Raw genomic sequence first — 24,356 nt, forward strand, 5'->3', positions numbered from 1 at the left:
TTCTATCCCCCTCCTAGCTTTTAATACGAGTGACTTTCGTAATATTAGGAAGAAGTTCAATTTCTCCTAAAATGGAGTAGTCAATATTTTGGTCGACCTCAATAACCATTAATGCCACATTTCCGCGTTCCTTACGTGAAACTTCCATATGACCAATATTAATATTATGCTTTGCAAGACAATTCGCTACATTTGCAATACAACCTGCCCTGTCATCATGAACAACTAAGATAGCTGGCATACCACCTGATAGTCGTAGCGGAAATCCATTTAACTCTGTGATCTCAATAGCGCCCCCACCAATTGAAATACCAACCATTGACATCTCCATTTGATCATCGCCAATGACGATCCTTGCTGTATTTGGATGATCTGTATGGTCTGTTTCCGTTATGAATTCAAAAGTTAGCCCTGCATCGGTAGCTTCTTTAAAGGCTGTCTTGATCCGCTCATCATAAGTATCATAATCTAGTAATCCACCGATGATGGCTACATCTGTTCCATGTCCCTTATAAGTCTCTGCAAAAGAACCATATAAATATATTTTAGCCCATTTAGGTTGGCGTCCGAATAGATCTCTGGCAACGCGACCAATTCGTGCCGCTCCAGCAGTATGGGATGAAGAAGGCCCAATCATTACTGGACCGATAATATCAAAAACAGATGTAAATTTCATCATTTATCCCCACACATTCAAGTTAATATCAAAATTTATAATACACGAATATTTTTAGATAACCAAATTTTTCGTTTTTATCTCGTTAACGGGCAGTATGATCACCCCTCAAGGTTTTGGGAAAAACGAGAGAAGATAGGTGGAGGATCAACTGCCGCATGCGCCCGATTGGTTCAACTAACCATCAGTGGGGATAAAGAAAATCCCCACTGATGGAAGTTTCACTTTATGATTCTATGTCAACGTTAAGAGATGCGTTTGCGATTTAAAGATGATCTCGCATCAATCCCACACCTTTACTTTATTATGTGTGTTCGTGCTGTGGACTTATCAGTTGTTTCCTTCCCACAGTGAGTAGAGAACCGAAAAATAAGGAGTTAAGAATGTAGATTTTACGACATTCTTAACTCCTTTATCTTGATCTATGCAGCTAAAATCTTTTCTTGAAACATTCCCTGGTCCCTAAACATTCTTTACTCCCTATTGTCATCAAATCATCATTCTACGGAGATAATGTAAGGGTACAATGGTTGTTTGCCAGCGTGAACTTCTACTTCTACATCTGGATATTTTTCTTCGATGAATTCAACATATTCATCTACAGTCGCCTTTTCTACATCTTGACCATAAAGTACTGTAACAATTTCTGAATCCTCATTAATCATATCGCTCACTAATAATTCAGATGCTACCTTTAAGGATGGTGTAGCTTGAATGATATTGCCATCTTCAATAGCCATGAAATCATTTTTATGAATTGCTACTCCATCGATGGAAGTATCACGTACTGCAAAAGTAATTTGACCAGATTTCACATGAGCATATGCAGCTGTCATATGTTTTTTATTTTCCTCAACTGATACATCTGGATTGAAGGCAAGAATAGCAGCCATACCTTGTGGAATCGTTTTTGTTGGTACAACAGCTGCCTCGATATCCACTAATTCAATAGCCTGTTCAGCAGCCATCACGATATTTTTATTGTTTGGTAAGATTAATACTTTCTCTGCTTCTATTTCCTTGATCGCATTAACGATATCCTCAGTAGAAGGGTTCATGGTTTGACCGCCCTCTATTACATATGAAGCGCCAATACTTTCTAGTAATTCTGCAACACCTTCACCCATCGCTACTGTAACAATCGCATATGAATGCTTTTTCACTTCTTTTTTTGCAGGCTTTTTAAAATCTTCTTTATGATGATTTTCTCCAACAATGGCTGTATGTTGAAGGCGCATATTATCAACTTTTACTTTTACTAAGGTACCATATTGCTGACCATAAGATATAACTGCTCCTGGCGTTTCCGTATGCACATGAATTTTCACTACTTCATCATCAGAAATCACTAATAATGAATCGCCAAATTGACTCATATCTTTGCGAAATTCTGCTTCATTGAATGGTTTTTTGTCATGTTCAAAACGAACCATAAATTCTGTACAGTATCCGTAAACGATTTCAGAAGTATCCATAAAATCTTGCGCTTTATGATGCTCTGCATTCACTAAATCATCGATCGAATCGATGATTGTTGCTGATGGGATTTCTTCTCCTTTTAATGAGGCAGCAAATCCTTCATAGACAAATACTAAGCCTTGACCGCCACTATCAACTACACCTACTTCTTTAAGAACAGGTAATAATTCTGGTGTTTTTGCAAGTGCAGCTTTAGCAGCTGTTAAAATTGCTTCCATGATGACAACAATATCTTGTTCTGTTTCTGCAACTTCTACTGCTGTTTCGGCAGCTTCACGAGCAACTGTAAGAATTGTTCCTTCAACAGGCTTCATAACCGCTTTATATGCTGTTTCTACACCACTTTTGAATGCTTGTGCAAATTTTACTGCATCTAATTCATCTTCTTTTTCGATAGCTTTACCGAATCCTCGGAATAATTGAGATAGGATTACACCTGAGTTACCACGAGCTCCCATCAATAAACCTTTTGATAATGCTTGAGCTGTTTTACCGATATTCGCTACCTTATGAGCAGCAGTTTCTTTTGCACCTGATGTCATCGATAAATTCATATTTGTACCTGTATCACCATCTGGTACAGGGAATACATTTAACGAATCAACATATTTCGCATTTTGAGCTAAATGGCTTGAGCCAGCTTGTACCATTTCCGCGAATTTAATCCCGTCTAACGACTTCATTTGAATAAGTTCCTCCTCTTACACATTCGCTACGCGAACACCTTGCACATAGATATTAACAGAATTTACTGCCATTCCTAATGTTTTGTCTAGTGTATATTTTACTTTTGATTGAACTTGATAAGCTACTTCTGAAATTTTCGTACCGTAACTAATGATGACATACATGTCGATATGTAAATCTTCACCTTCTTGGCGAACGATTACTCCCTTTGCAAAATTTTCTTTGCGAAGAATATCTGTTAAGCCATCACGAATTTGGTGTTTGCTTGCCATACCAACGATGCCATAACATTCAATGGCTGCTCCACCTGCTATTTGTGCAACAACATCATTAGAAATATCAATACGACCGAATTCGTTTTTCAATTCTACTGACATAAAAATGCCTCCTGATTTCTTTTTGACTATCCTCTATTGTACTATACAAATTTTGATTATAAAAGAAAACCTATCAATTCATCTATAAATAGACTGTAAAGGTTTTTTTCTTGAAAGTCCATCAAAATCAGTTGCAATAGGGAAAAGTGTGTGTTAAATTATTAAAGTATGTGAAATATCGAAGTGAAATCATGAATCTTTCAACTTCTTTATGAGGAGGGAATTAATATGCCAAAAAAATGTGTCATTACTGGACGTAAAACTGTATATGGTAACAACCGTTCTCACGCAATGAACGCTAACAAACGTACTTGGGGAGCAAATCTTCAAAAAGTTCGTATTTTAGTAAATGGCAAACCAAAACGTGTATGGGTTTCTGCTCGTGCATTAAAATCAGGTAAAGTTGAACGTGTTTAATCTGTTCATCTAAATAAAACGCCAAGTTGAATTGTTCAACTCGGCGTTTTTTCTTTTCCTTTCTTCTTCGCAACAGCTGTTTTCTTAGGAGCTGCCGGATCATTTGAAACCAATTGTAAACAAAAACGAGCAAAGTTACTAACTACTTTTGGTAATTGAAATGTGTATACTTTCAATTGGTCACTCCTTATCATCAATACTTCTTATCATTAAACATATGCCATTAGAAAATGAAATAGACGCGCAATCACCTATTATTTCATTGCTTGTAAAACGAGTAGTACCCATATCAATTATTTCATCAGTCGTTTCATAAAGAACATTTCGTAATGTTACATTTTTTATGACATCACCAAATGCAAAGAACGAGAGATACTTGAAATAATGATCTGATATTATCTTATGTTGTCCCGGCCATAAAAATTGCACACAATTATAATGATTAATCATTTTTATTTCGACAGAAGGGTGCATTTTTTGAACACGATACAGAATATGTAAATTTGCTTCATAATGATCGAGTCTACCACCTGTAACGCCCGTTAAAATAATTTCAGTTGGCTTATAAATCAAAGCTTTTAAGACAGCTAATTCTGTATCTGTTTCATCTTTTTCAGGAATATGCCGTTCGATATTTGGTATGCGCTCATGTACCATTTGCCATTCCTCATCAGTAAGTGAATCGAAATCACCTACAGCCAAATCTGGAATAATCCCTCTATTTAGCAAATAGACTGTTCCACGATCAGCTCCGATAAATTTAGCATCATGGAACGAGAGGAGGAAATCGCTCGATACGACTTCCTCCTCTGGACCTCCAGCACAAATCACAACGACAGTCATCGAATCGCTTGTTCTCCTGCTGCTAGAATACTTTGTAGTGCTTCTTTACGGTTTTCCTTCCCGTAAATGGCAGAGCCCGCTACAAAAATGGTAGCACCCGCTTGAGCGCACGGTATGATTGTTTCTGAGTTGATACCACCATCGATTTCTATTTCTACATCCAAATTTTTTTCTTTAATCAAGGCAGAAAGTTCCGCGATCTTTGGCACAACAGATTGAATAAATCTTTGACCACCAAAACCAGGATTTACAGTCATTAATAATACTAAGTCGACATCCTCTAAAATATGTTTAATCCATTCGATGGGTGTATGTGGATTTAATACTACCCCAGGTTTTACCCCGTAAGAACGAATTAGTTGAATGGTACGATGTAAATGACGGCAAGCTTCAACATGTACTGTCATATAATCGGCGCCAGCCTTCGCAAATGATTCGATATATTGGTCAGGATTTTCGATCATTAGATGAACATCTAATGGAAGATCGGTTACTGGACGTAAAGCTTTTACAACGATTGGTCCCATTGTAATATTGGGTACAAAGTGACCATCCATGACATCAATATGAATGAACTTTGCGCCCGCCTCTTCTACTTCTTTTACTTCATCCGCTAATTTTGAAAAATTAGCAGCTAAAATAGATGGTGCAATTTGAATCATGATTAGTACCTCGGCTTTCTCTCTATAATTTCTTGTAGGAATTGTAAATAATGGTCATAACGATACTGCTCCACTCTATGATCTTCTACAGCTTGTTTTACTGCACATTTTGGCTCTTTAAGATGAAGACATCCTCGAAATTTACAGCCTTCCGATAAGGCTAAAAACTCTGGAAAACATTGAGCCAACTCTTCTTTTTCTATTTTTTCAAAGTCAAATGAGCTAAATCCAGGAGTATCAGCAATTAATCCACCAGCTAACTCCATTAGTTCCACATGACGCGTCGTATGCTTTCCTCGACCAAGTGCTTCGGAGATCATACCTGTTTTCAATCCAAGTGCGGGCATGATCGTATTCAATAATGTAGATTTACCAACACCAGATTGTCCTGCTAAAACAGTTGTTTTGCCTTGTATAAGGGGCGTCATCTTTTCTAATAATTGGGTATCTCCCTTGAATGTTTCGATGATTTTATAACCAATCGCTTCATACTTTGACTTGTATTCCACTATCGCTTGTCTTTCCTTATCCGTCAGTAGATCTGTTTTTGTTAAACAGATGATCGGACACACTTGGAAAGATTCCAAGACGACTAAAAAACGGTCGAGTAATGCCGTATTAAATGCTGGCTCTTTCGTTGAAAATACAAGAATCGCCTGATCCATATTGGCAACAGGTGGACGCACCAGCTCATTTTTACGTTCTAAAATAGCCGTTATCGTACCATTGTTATTGCCTTCTACTTCATATTCTACATAATCTCCGACTAGAGGTGTTATCCCCTTATTACGAAAAACACCACGCCCTCGACATGAAATTAGCTGCTCAGCGTCTTGGACATAATAAAAGCCACTTAAAGCTTTTCGAATTTGGCCTTTTGGCATGCCCTTCCTCCTTAATTTAGATCTTCATATGCTATCGTCTCATCAATGATCACTTTATCATCACGTACTATTCTATAAATAGCTTTTTGCCCTTTTTCAATTTCAAATTGTAATTTTTTCACTTGTGTTGAATACAATTGGAATTCTTGTTCAACATCTTTAATGGAATGTGTTCGGTCTTGGATATAAATACGTACTTGTTGAGGTTCATCGGCTTTTTCTGGCTCGTACGGAATTTCGACCGATTTGACAAGCGTTTTAACAGGTTGCTGCTGAACACCCTTTGATAAAACAACCTCAATTGTACTACCGATATCTACTTTTTCTCCAGCCTTTGGTGATTGTGAAATAACTTGTCCTTTTGGAACTGTGTCTGAGTATTTTTCACTACCAATATGAATATGGAATCCTGAAGTTTTGGCATATGAGTTTAATCCATTTTCATCGTATCCAAGTAAATTTGCAACAATCTCCTGTTCAACACCCTTACTAACAGTAAGCGTAATGGTTGTATCTTTTGCAACAACTTTTTCTCCTTCTTCAAGAGATTGTTTCATAATCGTTCCTTCTGCGCTATCAGAATAGATTTCATCTACTTTGACATTAAACCCTTGTTTTTCTAGAAGTTCTTTTACTTGTACAATATCTTTCCCAACATAATCAGCAATCTCCGTTTTTTTCGGACCATCACTGACAATCAGATCGATCTCTGTTCCCTTAGTCCGTTCTTTACCTGCTTCAGGTGTTGTTGAAATCACTTTATTTTCATCAACATCATCTGAATTTTGCTTTGTTTGATCTCCAATGACAAACCCTGCATCTTGTAAAGTACTAATTGCCTTATCAACATCTTGATTGGTTACATCAGGAACAGCAAATTTCTTTTCATCAAATAAATCCGAAAATAAAAATAATCCAATGATAAAAATCAGTAGCAAACTTACTAATACGCCCACAGATATCAGCGCCTTATTTTTTCTTTTGCCCTTCTTTTTGTCGATTTTCTCATTATTATTTGATTTTATTTCTTTTGTAGACATCGCTTTTGTTTTCTCTAAATCTTGAGCTTCCCCCATTTTATCTTCTTTAATGGCCGGAATAAGTTTTGTGACAGCGTCATCAATTGGCGGACTAAATTTAGCTTCATGACTGCGCGCATCAGATAACACAGTTTCTAAATCTTCCTTCATCTCTTCCACTGAGGAATAGCGATGGACAGGGTCTTTAGCTGTTGCTTTTAAAACAACATTTTCTAGACTTTGAGGAATAGAAGGTACGATTGCTTTTACAGAAGGTGTTTCGGATTGCAAATGTTTGAGTGCAATCGCTACTGCTGATTCTCCCGAGAATGGTAACTCTCCTGTCAATAACTCGTAAAGTACAATCCCTAATGAATAAATATCTGACTTTTTTGTAGCGGTACCTCCTCGAGCCTGTTCAGGTGACAAGTAATGTACGGTTCCTAATACTGAATTCGTTCGAGTAAAGGAAGTATCTTCCAAAGCCATGGCGATCCCAAAATCAGTGATCTTCACATTACCAGATTCATCCATTAAAATATTTTGTGGCTTAATATCTCTATGAATAATTTGATTTTGATGTGCATGTGCGATGGCTGAAGTTAATTGTTTCATAATATCCACACATTTTGTAGGAGCAAGCGGGGCATATTTTTGTATGTATTGTTTTAAAGTTTGCCCTTTTACATATTCCATGACCAAATAGTGCATATCTCCATCTTCACCAACATCGTATATGCTGACGATATTCGGATGTGTAAGACTAGTGGCAGATAAAGCTTCTCGCTGAAAACGACGATGCATCTCTTGTTCGTTTGAAAAATTATAATGTAAAATTTTTATCGCAACATCGCGATCTAAAATCATATCATGAGCTAAGTAGACATTAGACATTCCTCCGCCACCAATGACATCGAGAATTTTATAACGTCCGCCGATTCTCTTTCCAACGAGCATTCTTACACCTCCTTAAGGTCTTTCGATAATAGGATGAGTGTAATATTATCCTCTCCACCATTATCATTCGCTAATTGGACAAGTTGACTACCTTTTTCTTGAATAGTAGCTGAACTCATAATAATATTGTGCATGTCATTATTTGATATTTTATTGCTTAATCCATCGGAACAAATAAGCATATATGAATCATCTACTAATTTAACTTTGTAGCTATCAGGTTCAATAGTAGATTCCGTCCCTAATGATTTAATGATATAATTTTTTTTCGGATGACTTTCAGCTTCTTCCTCGCTGATTTCACCATTATCTACGAGAATATTGACATATGAGTGATCTCTAGTAACTAGGCGAATCCCCTCTTGCGTCACAAAATACACACGACTATCTCCTACATGGCAAATGGTCGTTTGATCCCCATCAATTAGAACCGCAATAAGTGTTGTCCCCATGCCTTGGCAATCTTCATGTGTTAAAGAGTATTGATACAATGTTGTATTGAGTTCCTTTACGGTTGAAACCAACCATTGTTCAATCGATTCATTTGATGCAAAATGGCCTGCATCTGCCTTTAAAAATAACTCTTCAAAATGTGTCACAGCCATATGACTGGCAACATCACCCGCATTATGACCGCCCATACCATCTGCAACAATAGCCAGTTGATAGGAATCATCGCGCGAGATAAAAGTTGCCGAGTCTTCATTGACTGCCCTTTTCTTTCCAATATCACTTACAATGGTATATCTCACAATGTATCACCTCATTAGTGGGTCGTCTCTTCTTTTCTCTCCTTCGCACGCAATTGACCACAAGCTGCATCAATATCTGAGCCATGCTCACGACGAATTGTAACATTGACACCATGTTTTTTTAATGTTTTTTCAAAATCAAAAATCTTATTTCTAGGTGTTCGAACATAATCGCGTTCTGGCACGTAGTTAACCGGGATCAAATTGACGTGGCATTTAATCCCTTTCACAAGTTGCGCTAGCTCTTCTGCATGTGCAACTGAATCATTGACACCCCCAAACAAACCGTATTCAAAACTAATCCGACGTCCTGTTTTTGCAGTGTAATATTTGACTGCCTCCATTAAATCTGTTAGCTTATACGCTCTCGCAATCGGCATCAATTGTTGTCGTAATTCTTGAGAAGGTGCATGTAAGGATAATGCAAAGTTAATCTGTAATTGCTCATCAGCAAATCGATAAATCTTTGGAATAATGCCACTTGTTGAAACCGTAATATGACGTGCACCAATATTTAAACCCTTTTCATGGTTGATGACCTTTAAAAATTGCATCATAGAATCATAATTATCAAATGGTTCGCCGATTCCCATAATAACAACTGAGCTTACTCGTTGATCCTTCTCATCTAAAGCCTGTTGGACTTTGACCACTTGTTCAACGATTTCTCCTGGTAGTAAATGCCGCTTTAAACCACCTAATGTAGACGCACAGAACGTACATCCAATACGACATCCAACTTGAGTGGTGACACATACAGAATTACCATAATCATGTGCCATTAATACAGTTTCGATGGAATATCCATCTTGCAATTGAAATAAAAATTTAATAGTCCCATCTTTTGATTCCTGTTTTACGAGAGTTTTCAATGTGCTGAATGCGAATTCTTGTTGCAATTTATCGCGTAATGCTTTTGAAAGATTGGACATTTCTTCAAAACTTGTGACGCGTTTTATATATAACCAATCAAAAATTTGAGCAGTTCTAAATGGTTTTTCACCCTGTTCGATAAGCCATTCTTGTAATTGATCAGGTAATAAGGAATAAATGGATTCGCGAAGCTCCGGTTTTTCTTTTTTTACTCTGGCTGTTTTTTTTATTTCTTGATCCATTACTTTGTGGATCCTCCTTTTTTTATAAAAGCAGCAACAAAAAAGCCGTCACTACCAAAATCTTGTGGAAAGACTTGCATCATGCCTTCCGTTTTCAGTGCTTGTAATGCTTCGGGTACATTTTTCACGGGGGATAATTCCATATCAGGATGAGTTCGTAAAAATATTTCAACAGTACCGTTGTTCTCCATTTTATCAATTGTACATGTACTGTAAACCATTTTGCCTTCATTTTTTAATAAAGTATATGCAGTATTTAATAGTTGAAGCTGAATTTTTTGTAAAGATTCAAAATCTGCTTCTTTTTTCGTATATTTGATGTCGGGTTTACGTCGTATAACACCAAGGCCACTGCAAGGTGCATCCACTAAAATTCGATCAAATGATTCCTTATCAAATATTGAAAGGGCCTCTCTTCCATCTAATACGCGAGGCTGGATGATCGATAAATCTAGACGATCGGCATTTTGCTGAATCAGCTTTATTTTATGCGGATGTAAATCAGTTGCAACTAGTTCACCTTGGTTATTCATCTTTTCAGCTATATGAGTGGTTTTTCCGCCTGGAGCTGCACACATATCTAAAACGCGCATTCCTGGTTTTACTTCTAAAGCATATGCTGGCAACATGGAACTCTCATCTTGAATGGTAATAAGTCCTTCTTTAAATGCAGTCGAACGAGCAGCCTGTCCCTCGATAATGTGTAAGCATTCTGGCACTACTGTGCTACGTTTTACAGCGAATTGATCATCCCATAGACTACGTAATGCTTCGTCAACAGTTGCTTTTGTCGTATTGACACGTACAGTTTGTATAGGTGGTAGATTATTTTCAAATAAAATATCTGATGTTTTTTCTAAACCAAAGCCATCGATATAACGACGAACAAGCCATTGAGGGTGACTTGTCTCAATCGCTAGACGTTCTGTATCATTATCAATCGTTGTTGTATCACGTAGACCATCACGTAAAATAGAACGCAGAATTCCATTAACAGTTGCACTAATACCACGATGACGAGCACGATGCTTCGCAATTTCAACGGCTTCATTGACAGCCGCATGATCAGGGATTTTTGTTAAAAAAGCGATTTGATATAAAGATAAACGCAATAACCAGCGCACCCAATCATCGAGTTTACCACGTACATACGGCTCCAAATAATAATCGAGTGTCATTTTATATTGCAATGTGCCATACGTGATTTCTGTTAATAAACCTCGATCTTTTGCGTCAATTTTATATCTTTCAATTGTTTGGTGTAGCAGCAAATTACTATAAGCTTGTTGTCGATCAACAGCCAGTAGGATCGTCAATGCTGCATCACGGACATTGCCATCCCAAATAGGTGCTACATTTTTGTTTTTACTCATTCAAAATGATCTCCTATCTGTAATTTAGATCCTACACCATTTAGGTAATTCACCGCTTCCATTCTTTTTTTACCAGCAGGTTGCAAATCCACAATATCAATCGCTTGCCCATCTCCCGTCGCAACAGTAAAGAATTTTTTCGAAATTCCAATCACTGTACCAGGTTTTTCATGATGTGTAACCGTCGATTTTTTTGCCCACCAAACTTTCACGTTTTGCCCATCAAGTGTTGTATAAGCAATCGGCCATGGATGCAAACCACGTATTTGATTGTAAATATCTATATTACTCTTTGTCCAATCGATGCGCTCTTGTTCACGTGAAATATTATGAGCAAAAGATACCTTTGACTCATCTTGCGGAATTCGACGATTAGTACCATCAATAATCGAAGGAAGAGTGTTCTTCAATAAGTCTCGACCAATAATACTTAATTTATCAAATAATAAACCTGTATAATCTTCTTCCTCAATGGCTATCGCCTGTTGTGCGATAATATCTCCCGCATCTAATTTTTCAGCCATATACATAATGGTTACACCTGTTTCTTTTTGACCATCGATTACTGCTTGATGGATAGGTGCACCTCCACGATATGCAGGAAGTAATGACGCGTGAACATTTATACAACCAAGTCTAGGTGTATCTAATAATTCTTTCGGTAAAATTTGTCCAAAGGCAGCCGTCACGATTAAATCAGGATTTAATGCGATGATTTGTTGTAATTCTTGTGAACCCTTTAAACGCTCTGGTTGTATAACTGGTAGTCCAAGTTCTACCGCTGCAGCCTTGACAGGTGTTGGTGTTAAAACGTGTTTACGACCAACTGGGCGATCTGGCTGAGTAACTACCGTTTGAATCTTATACCCTTCTTCATACAACATTTTCAAGATAGGTACAGAGAAATCGGGTGTGCCCATGAAAACGACTGAAGTCATTGCTCTTCATCCTCCTCCGCATACATTTCTTCTATTTCTTTTAATGTATAAGTTTTGATTATTTTTTTATCAAATAATATGCCATGAAGATGATCTACTTCGTGTTGAATCACACGCGCATCAAAATCATAAGCTTCTAATTCATATAACTCACCATTTCGATCTTGCGCTTGTACTTTGATATATAATGGGCGTTCGACATCACCATATAAATCTGGAAAACTTAAACAACCTTCGATATCAACGCCAGTATCTTCAGAAACTTCTACTATCACTGGATTAATGAGTTCTAATAGATCTCTTTCTTCCCCAAGCTCTACAACAGCCGCTTGGATACTTTTATCGACTTGTGGGGCAGCGATCCCTACACCATCATTTTCAAGCATTGTTTCATACATATCGTCTAGCAATTTCGCTAACTCATCATCAAATTGAACGATTTCAGACGCTTTTGTTTCCAGTACCTTTGCAGGGTTTTTTATAATTTCTAATAATGCCATTTGAAACCTCTTTTCTTCTCTTATAAAGTGAAACTTCACTCAGGGGGTCTTAAGTGTATTAAATAGACGATGGATCTAAATCAACGGTTAGTTGAACTCCCTTTTTGACCCATTCCGTACGGTACAACCGGATCAATTGTTGCAATGTTTCAATTAGATTCGGCTCTTTTTTATATTTTATCAAACATTGATAACGATATCGATTTTGAACTCGGCTAATGGAAGCAGCAGTAGGCCCGATCAGTACAACTTGTTTGGAGAGTTTTAGTTTTAACCAATCCATAGCCTTCCCCGCATATTCCGCTGCCATCATAACATCTTCATGTGTTATTTGTATAAGTACAACGAAAAAATAGGGTGGATAAGCAAACTTATGTCGCATGGCCATTTCTTGCTCATAGAATGGTTCATAGTGCTGCTCTTTTGACAATTGGATAGCATAATGCTCAGGCGTATATGTTTGAATAATCACTTCACCTGGTAAATCATGACGACCTGCACGGCCACTTACTTGTGTTAATAATTGGAAAGTGCGTTCAGCTGCACGGAAATCGGGAAGATTTAAGGATGTATCTGCACTTAATACCCCGACTAAAGTAATTTTTGGAAAATCTAGTCCCTTCGCAATCATCTGAGTTCCCAATAAAATATCTGCCTTACCAGCACCAAAATCATCTAATATACGTTCATGCGCCCCTTTTTGTCTTGTTGTATCAACATCCATCCGCAACACTCTGGCTTCTGGAAAAACTTTATGAATCTCAGCCTCGATTTTTTGAGTACCTGTTCCAAAAAAACGAATATGCTCACTATGACACTCTGGGCACTCTGTTGGAACACGCTCTTCATATCCACAATAATGGCATTTTAACGTTTCTGTTGAACGATGATAAGTCATAGAGATGTCGCAGTTTTTACATTGCACGACCGTTCCGCAATCACGACATAAAACAAAGGATGAATATCCCCGACGATTCAAAAATAAGACCATCTGCTCTTTTTTCTCCAGTCTTACTTTCATAGCATCTGCTAAAGATTGTGAAAACATGGAACGATTTCCTTCATGAAGCTCTTCACGCATATCTACTACTTGAACAGTAGGTAAAGCTTGTTTCTTTGCTCTTTGGGATAATGTCAGTAAAGTATAAATATTTTTCTTTGCTCTAGCAAAAGACTCAAGTGAGGGGGTAGCACTTCCTAGGATAACGGGACATTGATGGAATTGACTTCGCCAAATCGCAACATCTCTTGCATGATATCGTGGCGTATCTTCTTGCTTATAGGTGGATTCATGTTCTTCATCTAAAATAATCAATCCTAGATTAGTAAATGGAGCAAAAATCGCAGATCTAGCCCCAACAGCGACCTTTACTTCCCCACGTCCGATTTTCCTCCATTCATCATACTTCTCGCCCTTTGATAATCCGCTATGCATCACTGCCACTAGATCACCAAAACGTGCACGAAATCGCTCTGTCATTTGAGGAGTCAACGAAATTTCAGGTACTAGCACAATAGCCTCTTGTCCGTGATTGATCGCTTCTTGAATGGCTTGTAGATACACTTCTGTTTTCCCACTGCCTGTTACACCATGTAATAAGAAAGTTGTAGCCATCTTTGATTTCATCGATTGTAAAATTTGATATAGTGCAACATCTTGCTCATCTGTCAATTGAAGCGCTACAGATTTATGTACGTCTTTTGAAAAAGGGTTACGATAGATTTCTTCTTGGAAATAGCTAGCTGCACCTTTGTCAATGACTGCATTCAATACGGCAGGTGTAATATTCAATGTTTCACAGAGTTTTTGTGGGATAAACTCTTCTCCTGCATGTTCTACCATCCATTCAGCTACTTGCAATTGTTTCTTTGCACGTTTAGGGATCGTTGTCGTAATTTCTCGTAACTGCGACACATCACCTAACACTTTTACTTTGCGAACTGCTTTCACTTGCCCTTGTTGCTTCACAATTGTTTTTTGCTCAACAAGACCTTGCTTCATACAATATTTAAGCGGCTTTAATAGATTAGCCGCTTCCACTTTTTTATACGGAATTACCTCTTTTTGACCAAACAAAGCTTGTAATTCCGCAGGTAAATTGGACAGTTCAGTCGTTCGTTTGATAGACTTCTCATATTTTGCACGTAAAGCGGATGGTAGCATAACTTGCAATGCATCTATCTCATAGCATAAAGTATGCACAGTCATCCACTTTGCAAGTTTGAGCATCTCTTCCGTTAACACTGGTTCTAAATCTAAAAGCTGTGCGATTGCTTTAAGTTTATCTACTGGTACATCTGTTTCATCTTTTAACGCTGTGATAAACCCAAGAACATTTCTTGGACCGAATGGCACTTTAACACGACACCCCACCTCTACCAATTCCTCTAGCTCTAGAGGAACCAAATAATCAAATGGCCTGTCCACAGGATAAGCAGAGACATCGACAATAATTTGTGCAATCATTGCCACATACCCTCTCTTTTTAAGATTGTTGTGAATAATTCAATTGCTAGGTTCTCTTTCGGCATAGATTCATAACTTTGTTGAAATCCTTCTTTACCGACTAACGTAACTGTGTTTGAATCAGCTCCAAAACCACGATCTGATTTTGAAACATCATTTGCAATAATATAATCCGCATTTTTTTTGATTAATTTACCTTTTGCATATTCTAATACATCATTCGTTTCTGCGGCGAAACCTATTAATAATTGATGTTGTTTAAGCTCTCCTAAAGTAAGCAATATATCAGTTGTTCTCACAAGCTCTATAGCTGTATGATCAAATTGTTTTTTCATTTTTTGGGACAAACTGATTTCAGGACGATAGTCTGCTACTGCTGCCGCTTTTACGACGATGTCTGCATGATCGTATTCTTTTAAAATAGCTTTCAGCATATCTTCAGCACTCTCTACAGAAATTAGCTTTACACCTGCTGGAGGAGTTATTTCTACGGGTCCTGAAACAAGTATTGTATCTGCACCGAGCTTTTGTGCCGCAGCTGCCATCGCATAACCCATTTTTCCAGAGGAAAAGTTCGTTAAATAACGAACGGGATCTATTCTTTCTCTAGTTGGTCCTGCAGACACGACCACTTTCTTTCCTTTCAATGGTAAATTTTCCGGTTTAAAAAACTGTTCCACTAAAGAAACTATTTTTTGTGGCTCTTCTAAACGTCCTTTTCCAACATAGCCACACGCTAAAATACCTTCTGAAGGCTCTATAAATTCATAGCCATCTTTTGCTAAACGTTCGATATTTCTTTTTACTGCTGGATGATTATACATATGAACATTCATAGCTGGGGCTACCCAAACTTTTGCAGTGGTAGCAAGTAACGTTGTTGTCACCATATCATCAGCAATCCCATTGGCAAGCTTACCGAGCATATTAGCTGTAGCTGGGGCAACAATCACAAGATCGGCCCAATCCGCTAACTCAATATGAGCTATAGCTCCAGAGTCTTTTTCATCAAAAGTATCAGTGTATACATCGTTTTTGGACATGACTTGAAAACTCAAAGGAGTAACAAAACGGGTTGCAGATTCTGTCATCATTACTTTCACATGCGCACCTGCTTGCGTAAGCTTACTCACCAGTGCAACTGCCTTATAAACTGCGATTCCACCTGATACACAAAGTAAAATGTTCTTATTTGCAATCATGTTTTTCTTCCTCTCGAAACAACATAAGCTCCCAAAGAAAAACTTCTCTAGGAGCTACAGCGTTTTAGTTAATCAATGCACCTCGGCAAAACACAGCAAGATTTTGTCAAGTCAATTTGATTAATTCCCATCAAAAATCTGTGTAAACTGCCGGAAGCTTTAACCTCAATTAGTGAATGCTTATACACCCATTGAATAAGGGTTAAACTTCATCTTCATAAACCTTTGTTTCATCTTGATCTTCTATTGTAAGAACGCCAGCGGCAACTTCTTCAAGTGCTTTCCCTACACTTTTATAAGAAACATATGAAGATAAACGTTCTGGGCTGCCTTCTTGCATGGCACGAGCTCTTTTAGCAGCAAGACTTACAAGTGAATACTTTGAATCGATTTTAGTTTTTAAAACATCAACAGATGGATATAGCATCTATTATTCTCCTCTCAACATAGCTAAATATCTTTTTTCTACACGTTCGCGTTTACAATGTTCAGCAAGAACAATCGCATTAATACGTTCACATGCTAATTGTACTTCGTCGTTTTCCACGACATAATCGTACAAATTCATCATTTCCAATTCTTTGTTTGCAGCAGCTATACGTGATGCAATAACGTCTTCTGATTCGGTCCCACGTCCTACCAAGCGTTGTTGTAATTCAGAAAGACTTGGTGGTGCAAGGAAAATAAATAGACCATCTGGTACTTTTTCACGAATTTGTGTCGCACCCTGAACTTCAATTTCAAGGAATACATCACGACCTGCATCCAATGTTGCATTTACATAGTCAATAGGTGTTCCATAATAATTGCCTACATACTCGGCATATTCAAGTAATTTGCTTTGTTCAATAAGCTTTTCAAAGTTTTCTCTACTTTTAAAAAAGTAGTCTACACCATCAACTTCCCCCTCACGTGGCTCGCGTGTGGTCATGGAAATAGAATATTCATAATTGGTATCTGGTTGTGAAAATAATGCTTTCCGCACTGTACCTTTTCCAACACCGGAAGGACCAGATAAAACAATTAATAATCCACGTTCTCTTCTCATTAACTCTCCCTCATCGTTCCAAAAAATTAATCATACAATAAGTATTGCTATTATTCAATATTTTGAACTTGTTCTCGCATTTTTTCTAATATTGCTTTTGCTTGAACAACGGCGGTAGCTGCTTCAACTGATTGATTTTTAGAACCAATCGTATTAATCTCACGATGCATTTCTTGCATCAAAAAGTCTAATTTTCGACCAATTGATATATCCTCTTGCAATGTTTCATCTAATTGTTTTAAATGACTTGCTAAGCGATCCAATTCTTCTGATATATCTGCTTTTTCTGCAAAAATAGCTACTTCAGTTAAAAGGCGTTCTTCTAAATGATCTGTGTGACTAATTTCGTTTATACGTTCTACTAATTTTTCACGATATTTCTCTACAGCTTTTTGAGAAACGTTTTTGATAACAGCGATTTGCTCTTCTAAGGCCTCTTTAAAGCCTAGAACTGTTTCGAATAATACTTGGCCTTCTTTTTCTCGCATTTGAATAAGAGCGATTGTTGCTTCTTCAACAGCCTTATTCACTGCATTTAAAACCTCTTCTTTGGGAAGTTCTTTTATTTCCAAAGTGAGTGCTTGGTCAAGTTGTAAAATTTCCGTCATGGACCATTTATCATCCAGTGGAATCTGTTGTCTTAACTCATCTCTTGCTTCTTTATATGCATTGACTAGAGGCCAATTGATCTTTACAACCTGTCCAAATGGCACTAATTCTTTCACGTAGACGGATACATCAAACTTTCCTCTTGCTACTTTTGTAGAAAGTATTTTTTTTGCAAGTACTTCCGCTTCAGTCCATTCTTTAGGAAATCGTGTGGAAATTTCTAAAAAACGATGATTTACTGAACGGATTTCTACGGTTAACTGCAGTTGATCCGTTGTTGTGACACCCCTGCCAAATCCTGTCATACTACGTACCAAGGTCAGTCACATCCTTCTTCGCATACTATCTACAAGTATAACATAAGAAAAAAATTATTGCGTATATCCATGGACTGCCTATCTTTTAATTGTACGCTAAAATTATATTTTCTGCTTATTTTTTTGTTGTTTAAAGAAAATATTTAATTTTTATCCATGAAAATATAGAACATTCGCTGATTTCCGCTCCCTCTTGATGTGAGTGCTTACTGCCTGTTAATACAAGATAAAAAATGATAAGATAGAACAAAACGTTTTGAAAGAGGAATTTACATATGGCATATGATGGCTTATTCACACTAGCAATGACAAAAGAATTGCAGCAATTGGTCACAGGGCGTATCGCTAAAGTACACCAACCAAATGCACAAGAAATTATTTTAACTATCCGAGCAAGTGGCAACAATCATAAATTATTATTATCCATCCATCCATCTTACGCTCGTGTACATCTGACAGATCAAGCAGTCGATAATCCTGCTGAACCGCCTATGTTTTGTATGCTGTTACGAAAGCATATCGAAGGAGGCTTTATCGAATCGATCAAACAAATCGATGGCGATCGCATTATCGTATTTACGATAACAAGTAAAAACGAAATTGGAGATCCCATCATAAGAGAATTATATGCGGAAATAATGGGACGTCATAGTAATCTCATTCTAGTAGAAAAAAAATCGCAAAAAATCGTAGATAGTTTGAAACATTTACCTCCTGCAATGAACAGCTATCGAACTGTGTTGCCCGGTCAGCTTTATGTAGCGCCTCCTAAACAAAACAAAGTAAATCCAACAGTTGTATCTGACGAAGATTTACAAACATTTTTTGCGACTGAAAAATCGGCACAAGAAATTGTTCAACATTTCACTGGATTTTCATCCCTCCATGCCACTGAATTTTTATATCGCATTGATGAGTCTGGAAAAGCTGCGGCAGTTCTATTCCCTTCTTTTATTGCTGAATTTAAGAATGGGGGCAGCCAGCCTACTTATATAGAAGTAAACGGGAAAACACAATTTTCTCCTATCGCACTTACGCATTTACAAGGAAAACCAACAATCTATCCATCTTTAAGCACATTGCTTGATCGTGTCTTCTTCGCAAGAGCTGAACGTGACCGAGTGAAACAACAAGCAGGAGATCTTGAACGCTGGCTACAAAATGAAATCAGTAAATTGAAGCTGAAACTGAAAAAGCTTCAAAAAGATTTAAATCACGCGCAAAAGCTAGATCAATATCAATTATTTGGTGAGTTACTAATGGCCAATCTCTATAATTTTGAAAAGGGACAAAAAGAAATCACCGTTGTCAATTATTACGACGACCATGAAGCAAAAGTGAAGATTCCTTTAAATGAACGCAAAACACCGATTGAGAATGCCCAAAGTTATTACACCAAGTATAATAAGGCCAAAAATGCACTCATCATGGTACAACAACAAATCGATAAAACCAATGAGGATTTAATCTATTTCGAGATGCTTTCACAACAAGTACAGCAAGCAGCACCACATGATATTGAAGAGATACGAGAAGAGTTGGCGGAACAGGGTTTTATGAAAATGCGTACTGCCAAACGGCGTAAAAAACCAACAAAACCATCACCTGAGGAATTCGTTTCTTCAACAGGTATCCATATTTCAGTAGGGAAAAATAATAAACAAAATGATTATTTAACATTTAAATTAGCAAGAAAATCAGATATTTGGATGCATACAAAGGATATTCCCGGCTCACACGTGGTCATTCATGATGCGAACCCTGATGAACAAACATTGCGAGAAGCTGCCACACTATCTGCGTACTTTAGCAAGGCCCGTGTTTCCTCATCCGTTCCAGTTGACTATACAGAAATTCGACAAGTCAAGAAACCAAGTGGTGCAAAGCCTGGATTTGTCATCTACTTTGAACAAAAAACACTATATGTTACACCTGATGAAGAACTAGTCATTCAGTTAAAAAAAGAACGATAAAGTAACACATCAGTGGGGGTTTTCTTCATCCCCCATTGAGCTAGGAGAACTCAGGTTAAAAGCGCCACGTCTTGTGGCAACACCTGAGGGACAAACATCTTGCCCCCGCCCAAACCAATCAGACGCATGCGGCAGTTGTCCCCCCCCACCTATCTTTTCTCGTTTCTCTCTATACCTTGAGGGAGGAGTCTTACTGCCCGTTAACGCGGGATAAAGTTTTACCATAATTTTTTAGTAATCTAAATGAAATTTTGATTCAAAAACATTTACACCTTTCCATCGTTTTAGAACATAAAGGAGTGATTAATCGCAGTTAATCACTCCTTTTTTCAAACATTCTCAGAAAACTTCGAAACCTCTGATTTTAAAAAATATCTTCTACTTTTACTATCTCTTTTCATTAATAAATTTTTCTATATGCTCATTTCCAATTAGGGCGAATAACTATCTAAAAGTGGATTAGACAGCTTTTACAGTAACTTCAATATTATTTCGTGTAGCCTTTGAATACGGACAAACCGTATGCGTAATTTCCAAAAGTGTTTGTGTTTCCTCTGGTGATACGCCTTCAATATGGCCTTCTATTTCTACTCCTAAACTATAATCCTGTTTGCCATTATTATAGAGTGATACAATCGCACTAATTGTGGATTGACCTTTAATGCCTTTTTGCATTTTGACTAAATCAAGCGCGCTATTAAAGCATGAACTAAATCCTGCCGCAAATAATTGTTCGGGATTTGTTGTGCCTTCAGCATTTTTACCTGGTGGTACAATATTCAAAGAGAATGATTTGTCTGGAGAATGCACTTCTCCACTACGACCGCCTACATTTGTCATTTTAGTTGAATACATTTTTTTCATTTTAACCAACCCTTTCTTAATCATTTTTATTTTGTACAATTAAATTGTATATAATTTAATTGTGATTGACAAGTCAAAAGAATAAATTATTATAAAAATAATGATATTATTGTTTGGGAGGAAATAATCTATGCAGACAGGGCAAAATTATTTGGACAATCAGTTGTGCTTCTTGTTATACGTATCTTCTAAAGAAATCATTAAGAAATATACATTCTATCTCAAAGAATATGATTTAACGTATACTGGATATATCGTTTTATTGGCGATTAATTGTGATGAGCAAGTCAATATAAAAGAATTAGGAAATCGCATCTTTCTAGATTCTGGGACTTTGACACCCTTATTAAAGAAACTAGAGCTTAAAGGGTATATTTCAAGAGAACGTTCAAAAAAAGATGAACGTAATTTAATGGTTCAACTAACAGAACAAGGGAAAAGAGTACAAAAAGAGTTACCTTGTATTTCAGAGAAGGTTTTCGAAAAGACAAATATGACTAAAGAAGAATTTTTTCAAACAAAAACCACTTTGGAGAAAATTATTCACTCTTTTAGATCATAAAAAGCATGCCGATCAACTTTTTACAGCCATGAAGTTAATCAGTTGACCGCTTGTTTGTTTTCAAAAATTGCTAGCTTAAAGTAACCATTCAGATATTATTATCCTTCGTAAAAATTATCTGAATGACAGAGGGACAATATTATCTGCTGTAATGGACTGATAACATCAGCTTTGAAGCTGTATTTCAAGGAAGACAACATGCAAAGAACAATAAAGTGAAGGTTCCATCAGTGGGGGTTTTCTTCATCCCCCACTGATGGTTAGCTAAACCAATCGGACTTTTACGGGCAGTTCATCCCCCATCTATCTTTCTCGTTTTCTCTCTATATCTTGAGATCAGGGTCTTACTGCCCGTTAAAGCGAGATAAAAGGTATTGAGAGACATTCTCCCAATACCTTTTATTGATATCGTAACCTTTAAATTTTACTGATGATTTGTTGAAAACACAAGACTATTTCCATCTGGATCAATGATGGCAAAATAATGATCTAAATCTTGCATTTGGGTTAATTGTTTTACGTGGTTTTTCAATTTATCGTAGGCCTCTTTAGATGGCAGATTGAAATGTATCTCTTGTAATCCACTATGTATATCTAGTGGACGTGCAGCATTTCTTCCAGACCAAGCATTTCCTGCGATATGGTGATGATAGCCGCCTGCTGATAAAAAGAACCTATCATTTGATACAAGCTGCGATTCAAATCCTAATACTTGATGATAAAATGACAATGTTTTTTCTAAATCATTAACACGCAGATGTACATGCCCAATTTTTGTACCTATTGGCAATTTACCATCTGTCTCAAATTTTGCAATCTTTGCAAGTTCTTTAAAATTTAATGGATTGCTACCTTTAGGATATTTATGCCATTCCTTTCGAGGTCGATCTACGTATATTTCAATACCATTGCCCTCTATATCAGATAAATAAAATGCTTCACTATAACCATGATCACTTGCACTATCCAATTTAGCAATAGGAATAATTCGTTCAAAATGAGGGAACCGAGTTGCTTGCTCTAAAGGACTATCTACCGTATTTTTATTCCGTAATATTTCAAAGAATTTTGTAGCAAAGGCCTCTCTATTTGGCACAAGAAAAGCGATATGAAATAACCCCGTACTTTTTGCTGGTTGCAATTTTTTAGCTGTTTTTCTTAACTCTAAGAGTACTCTTTCATCCTCTTTTACACCAAGATAAGCATAATTTTGTGTTCTACTAAGTACTGTTAAGCCAACAACATGTTTATAAAAAGCGATTTGCCTTGTTAAATCAATAACTTTTAGCACAACACGTTCTACATTCGTCGCCGCATCAATTGTATATTGTGGTAAAAATTCTTCTAATTTTTCGGTCATTCAGAAAACCCCTTTTTTAATTCATAGTTATTAAATAGGTTTAGTTAATTTTAATACAAAACAAAAGAAATAACAAATAAAAAGAATATATATTATACATCTTTTATGATGATAAAGTGAAACTTCATTCAGTCGGTTTTTCTTCTCCCCCACTAGATTTTAGCTGATCCAATCAGGTTTTTATAAGACTATCAAGATCCCCCTTTGTCACTTAAAGTGGGCATGTTTTATGCGCAAATTTTCATTTTCACTTATGCATTTTTAATCGTTATTGGTGATCAGTTCATTATTTGGGTGATTTATATTTTGCTACTGCTTCTCATACGTTTAACTTAAACCTCTATGACAGGAGGCTGCCCGAAAAACAATAAAAAAATACAATTCAGTATCAATGTATCGATCTGAATTGTATTTTCACGTGTGTTGATTTGACAAAAATTAGGTCGTCTGTGGCGTAATTTTTGAGAAAATCTTTATTTTTCGGACCATTTATATAGATCTTCGCTGCAATCAACGAATCTCCCTATTTTTATGGATTATATTGGATAATCAACATACCTGTTGTATTTTATTAATTCATTTTCGTTCTAAATAGGTGCTTTCTTTACTCCTAAAAATGATCATCCATTTTAAAACAGATTCATTTATAGTTTTCCAGCTTTCAAATCTGCATGCCATTGAAGTAATCCTGGAATATCGTCTTCTTTAATCATCCCTGTTTCTTTGGCCACTTCTACAAGCGCTTCAAAGTTGGATAGGCTTTTATATGGTACACCTACTCGATCAAAGTTTTCTTGTGCACGAGGCAACATGTAAGAATACACGGATACGACTCCTAACACTTCTGCTCCTTCACGACGAAGCGCTTCAACAGCTGTAATACTTGAACCGCCTGTAGAAATGATATCTTCAACAACGACTACTTTTTGACCTTGTTGAAGCTTTCCTTCTGTTTGATTGCCTCGACCATGATCTTTTGGTTTTGAACGTACATACACCATTGGTAAATCCAAAATGTCGCTTACCCAAGCAGCGTGTGGAATACCTGCTGTGGCAGTTCCGGCAACTACTTCTGTTTTTGGAAAGTTTTCTTTGATCAATTCAGCAAGACCATTCGCAATAATTTTGCGAACTTTCGGATAGGAGATCGTTAGTCGAGTATCACAATAAATAGGTGATTGAATACCAGACGCCCATGTAAAAAGTTCATTTGGATTTAACTCTACTGCACCTACTTCTAACATACCTTTTGCTACTTCTTTTTGAATGGTCATC

Annotated in this window: 25 protein-coding genes; 3 read left to right on the plus strand and 22 right to left on the minus strand. The window is 37.0% G+C overall.

The annotated features are described in order from the left end of the window. Window positions 1-13: 13 nt before the first annotated feature. The 3 genes from sdaAB to FEZ13_RS08100 form a co-directional block, all read right to left on the minus strand. Window positions 14-676, minus strand: coding sequence for an L-serine ammonia-lyase, iron-sulfur-dependent subunit beta (gene sdaAB / locus FEZ13_RS08090; protein ID WP_146552148.1), 663 nt, complete (start codon window positions 674-676; stop codon window positions 14-16). Window positions 677-1,173: 497 nt separating this feature from the next. Next, on the minus strand, window positions 1,174-2,838 hold the full coding sequence (locus tag FEZ13_RS08095) for a DAK2 domain-containing protein (RefSeq protein ID WP_146552149.1): 1,665 nt from the start codon (window positions 2,836-2,838) through the stop codon (window positions 1,174-1,176). 18 nt (window positions 2,839-2,856) lie between these two features. Further along, window positions 2,857-3,219, minus strand: coding sequence for an Asp23/Gls24 family envelope stress response protein (locus FEZ13_RS08100; protein ID WP_102692701.1), 363 nt, complete (start codon window positions 3,217-3,219; stop codon window positions 2,857-2,859). Between the two features lie 228 nt (window positions 3,220-3,447). On the opposite strand from FEZ13_RS08100, the gene rpmB reads away from it, so the two are divergent. Then, window positions 3,448-3,636: a 50S ribosomal protein L28 gene (rpmB, locus tag FEZ13_RS08105; protein ID WP_146549403.1), complete on the plus strand. Its 189-nt coding sequence runs from the start codon at window positions 3,448-3,450 to the stop codon at window positions 3,634-3,636. Window positions 3,637-3,671: 35 nt separating this feature from the next. Here the strand turns inward: rpmB and spoVM are convergent, their stop codons facing one another. The 15 genes from spoVM to FEZ13_RS08180 form a co-directional block, all read right to left on the minus strand. Then, a complete protein-coding gene (gene spoVM, locus FEZ13_RS19990) occupies window positions 3,672-3,812 on the minus strand; it encodes a stage V sporulation protein SpoVM (RefSeq protein ID WP_243881098.1) in 141 nt (46 codons plus the stop codon). Window positions 3,813-3,816: 4 nt separating this feature from the next. Further along, entirely contained in the window at window positions 3,817-4,479 is a 663-nt protein-coding gene (locus FEZ13_RS08115; protein WP_146552150.1) for a thiamine diphosphokinase, read from the minus strand. Further along, window positions 4,476-5,141 (minus strand): ribulose-phosphate 3-epimerase, encoded by a 666-nt coding sequence (gene rpe / locus FEZ13_RS08120; protein ID WP_146552151.1) that lies wholly within the window; start codon window positions 5,139-5,141, stop codon window positions 4,476-4,478. The genes FEZ13_RS08115 and rpe overlap by 4 nt, the downstream gene beginning before the upstream one ends. A gap of 2 nt (window positions 5,142-5,143) precedes the next feature. Then, window positions 5,144-6,025 (minus strand): ribosome small subunit-dependent GTPase A, encoded by an 882-nt coding sequence (gene rsgA, locus FEZ13_RS08125; protein ID WP_146552152.1) that lies wholly within the window; start codon window positions 6,023-6,025, stop codon window positions 5,144-5,146. An 11-nt stretch (window positions 6,026-6,036) separates the two neighbouring features. Continuing rightward, window positions 6,037-8,001, minus strand: coding sequence for a Stk1 family PASTA domain-containing Ser/Thr kinase (gene pknB / locus FEZ13_RS08130; protein ID WP_146552153.1), 1,965 nt, complete (start codon window positions 7,999-8,001; stop codon window positions 6,037-6,039). 2 nt (window positions 8,002-8,003) lie between these two features. Beyond that, on the minus strand, window positions 8,004-8,753 hold the full coding sequence (locus FEZ13_RS08135) for a Stp1/IreP family PP2C-type Ser/Thr phosphatase (RefSeq protein WP_146552154.1): 750 nt from the start codon (window positions 8,751-8,753) through the stop codon (window positions 8,004-8,006). A gap of 14 nt (window positions 8,754-8,767) precedes the next feature. Then, on the minus strand, window positions 8,768-9,868 hold the full coding sequence (gene rlmN, locus FEZ13_RS08140; RefSeq protein WP_146552155.1) for a dual-specificity RNA methyltransferase RlmN: 1,101 nt from the start codon (window positions 9,866-9,868) through the stop codon (window positions 8,768-8,770). Then, the gene (gene rsmB, locus FEZ13_RS08145) at window positions 9,868-11,241 is read right to left on the minus strand and encodes a 16S rRNA (cytosine(967)-C(5))-methyltransferase RsmB (protein WP_146552156.1); all 1,374 of its coding nucleotides are present in this window, start codon (window positions 11,239-11,241) and stop codon (window positions 9,868-9,870) included. Before rsmB ends, rlmN begins: the two co-directional genes overlap by 1 nt. Then, window positions 11,238-12,179 carry a methionyl-tRNA formyltransferase gene (gene fmt, locus FEZ13_RS08150; protein ID WP_146552157.1) on the minus strand — a complete coding sequence of 314 codons (942 nt, stop codon included), beginning with the start codon at window positions 12,177-12,179 and terminating at the stop codon, window positions 11,238-11,240. Before fmt ends, rsmB begins: the two co-directional genes overlap by 4 nt. Then, window positions 12,176-12,679, minus strand: a complete 504-nt coding sequence (def, locus tag FEZ13_RS08155; RefSeq protein ID WP_146552158.1) for a peptide deformylase — start codon at window positions 12,677-12,679, stop codon at window positions 12,176-12,178. The genes fmt and def overlap by 4 nt, the downstream gene beginning before the upstream one ends. Window positions 12,680-12,737: 58 nt before the next feature. Beyond that, the gene (priA, locus tag FEZ13_RS08160; RefSeq protein ID WP_146552159.1) at window positions 12,738-15,146 is read right to left on the minus strand and encodes a primosomal protein N'; all 2,409 of its coding nucleotides are present in this window, start codon (window positions 15,144-15,146) and stop codon (window positions 12,738-12,740) included. After that, entirely contained in the window at window positions 15,143-16,348 is a 1,206-nt protein-coding gene (coaBC, locus tag FEZ13_RS08165) for a bifunctional phosphopantothenoylcysteine decarboxylase/phosphopantothenate--cysteine ligase CoaBC (protein WP_146552160.1), read from the minus strand. Before coaBC ends, priA begins: the two co-directional genes overlap by 4 nt. Before the next feature lie 202 nt (window positions 16,349-16,550). Then, window positions 16,551-16,775: a DNA-directed RNA polymerase subunit omega gene (gene rpoZ / locus FEZ13_RS08170; protein ID WP_146549415.1), complete on the minus strand. Its 225-nt coding sequence runs from the start codon at window positions 16,773-16,775 to the stop codon at window positions 16,551-16,553. Window positions 16,776-16,778: 3 nt separating this feature from the next. Continuing rightward, window positions 16,779-17,396 (minus strand): guanylate kinase, encoded by a 618-nt coding sequence (gene gmk / locus FEZ13_RS08175; protein ID WP_146552161.1) that lies wholly within the window; start codon window positions 17,394-17,396, stop codon window positions 16,779-16,781. Window positions 17,397-17,446: 50 nt separating this feature from the next. Next, window positions 17,447-18,322 carry a YicC/YloC family endoribonuclease gene (locus FEZ13_RS08180; protein ID WP_146552162.1) on the minus strand — a complete coding sequence of 292 codons (876 nt, stop codon included), beginning with the start codon at window positions 18,320-18,322 and terminating at the stop codon, window positions 17,447-17,449. Window positions 18,323-18,597: 275 nt separating this feature from the next. On the opposite strand from FEZ13_RS08180, the gene FEZ13_RS08185 reads away from it, so the two are divergent. Next, on the plus strand, window positions 18,598-20,295 hold the full coding sequence (locus FEZ13_RS08185) for an Rqc2 family fibronectin-binding protein (protein ID WP_146552163.1): 1,698 nt from the start codon (window positions 18,598-18,600) through the stop codon (window positions 20,293-20,295). A 9-nt stretch (window positions 20,296-20,304) separates the two neighbouring features. Here FEZ13_RS08185 and FEZ13_RS08190 read toward each other — a convergent pair whose 3' ends face one another. Continuing rightward, window positions 20,305-20,520 carry an RING finger protein gene (locus tag FEZ13_RS08190; RefSeq protein ID WP_146552164.1) on the minus strand — a complete coding sequence of 72 codons (216 nt, stop codon included), beginning with the start codon at window positions 20,518-20,520 and terminating at the stop codon, window positions 20,305-20,307. A gap of 234 nt (window positions 20,521-20,754) precedes the next feature. Further along, window positions 20,755-21,159 (minus strand): organic hydroperoxide resistance protein, encoded by a 405-nt coding sequence (locus tag FEZ13_RS08195; RefSeq protein WP_146552174.1) that lies wholly within the window; start codon window positions 21,157-21,159, stop codon window positions 20,755-20,757. Window positions 21,160-21,289: 130 nt separating this feature from the next. Here FEZ13_RS08195 and FEZ13_RS08200 point away from each other — a divergent pair, with 130 nt between their 5' ends. After that, on the plus strand, window positions 21,290-21,721 hold the full coding sequence (locus tag FEZ13_RS08200) for a MarR family winged helix-turn-helix transcriptional regulator (RefSeq protein WP_146552176.1): 432 nt from the start codon (window positions 21,290-21,292) through the stop codon (window positions 21,719-21,721). A 424-nt stretch (window positions 21,722-22,145) separates the two neighbouring features. On the opposite strand, the gene FEZ13_RS08205 is transcribed toward FEZ13_RS08200, so the two are convergent. Together FEZ13_RS08205 and pyrE are read right to left on the minus strand one after the other, a co-directional pair. Further along, window positions 22,146-23,081, minus strand: coding sequence for a VOC family protein (locus FEZ13_RS08205; RefSeq protein ID WP_146552178.1), 936 nt, complete (start codon window positions 23,079-23,081; stop codon window positions 22,146-22,148). Window positions 23,082-23,725: 644 nt separating this feature from the next. After that, a complete protein-coding gene (pyrE, locus tag FEZ13_RS08210; RefSeq protein WP_146549422.1) occupies window positions 23,726-24,355 on the minus strand; it encodes an orotate phosphoribosyltransferase in 630 nt (209 codons plus the stop codon). Between the last annotated feature and the right edge of the window lies 1 nt (window position 24,356).

The sequence above is a fragment of the Rummeliibacillus sp. SL167 genome, assembly GCF_007896505.1.
Classification (GTDB): domain Bacteria; phylum Bacillota; class Bacilli; order Bacillales_A; family Planococcaceae; genus Rummeliibacillus; species Rummeliibacillus suwonensis.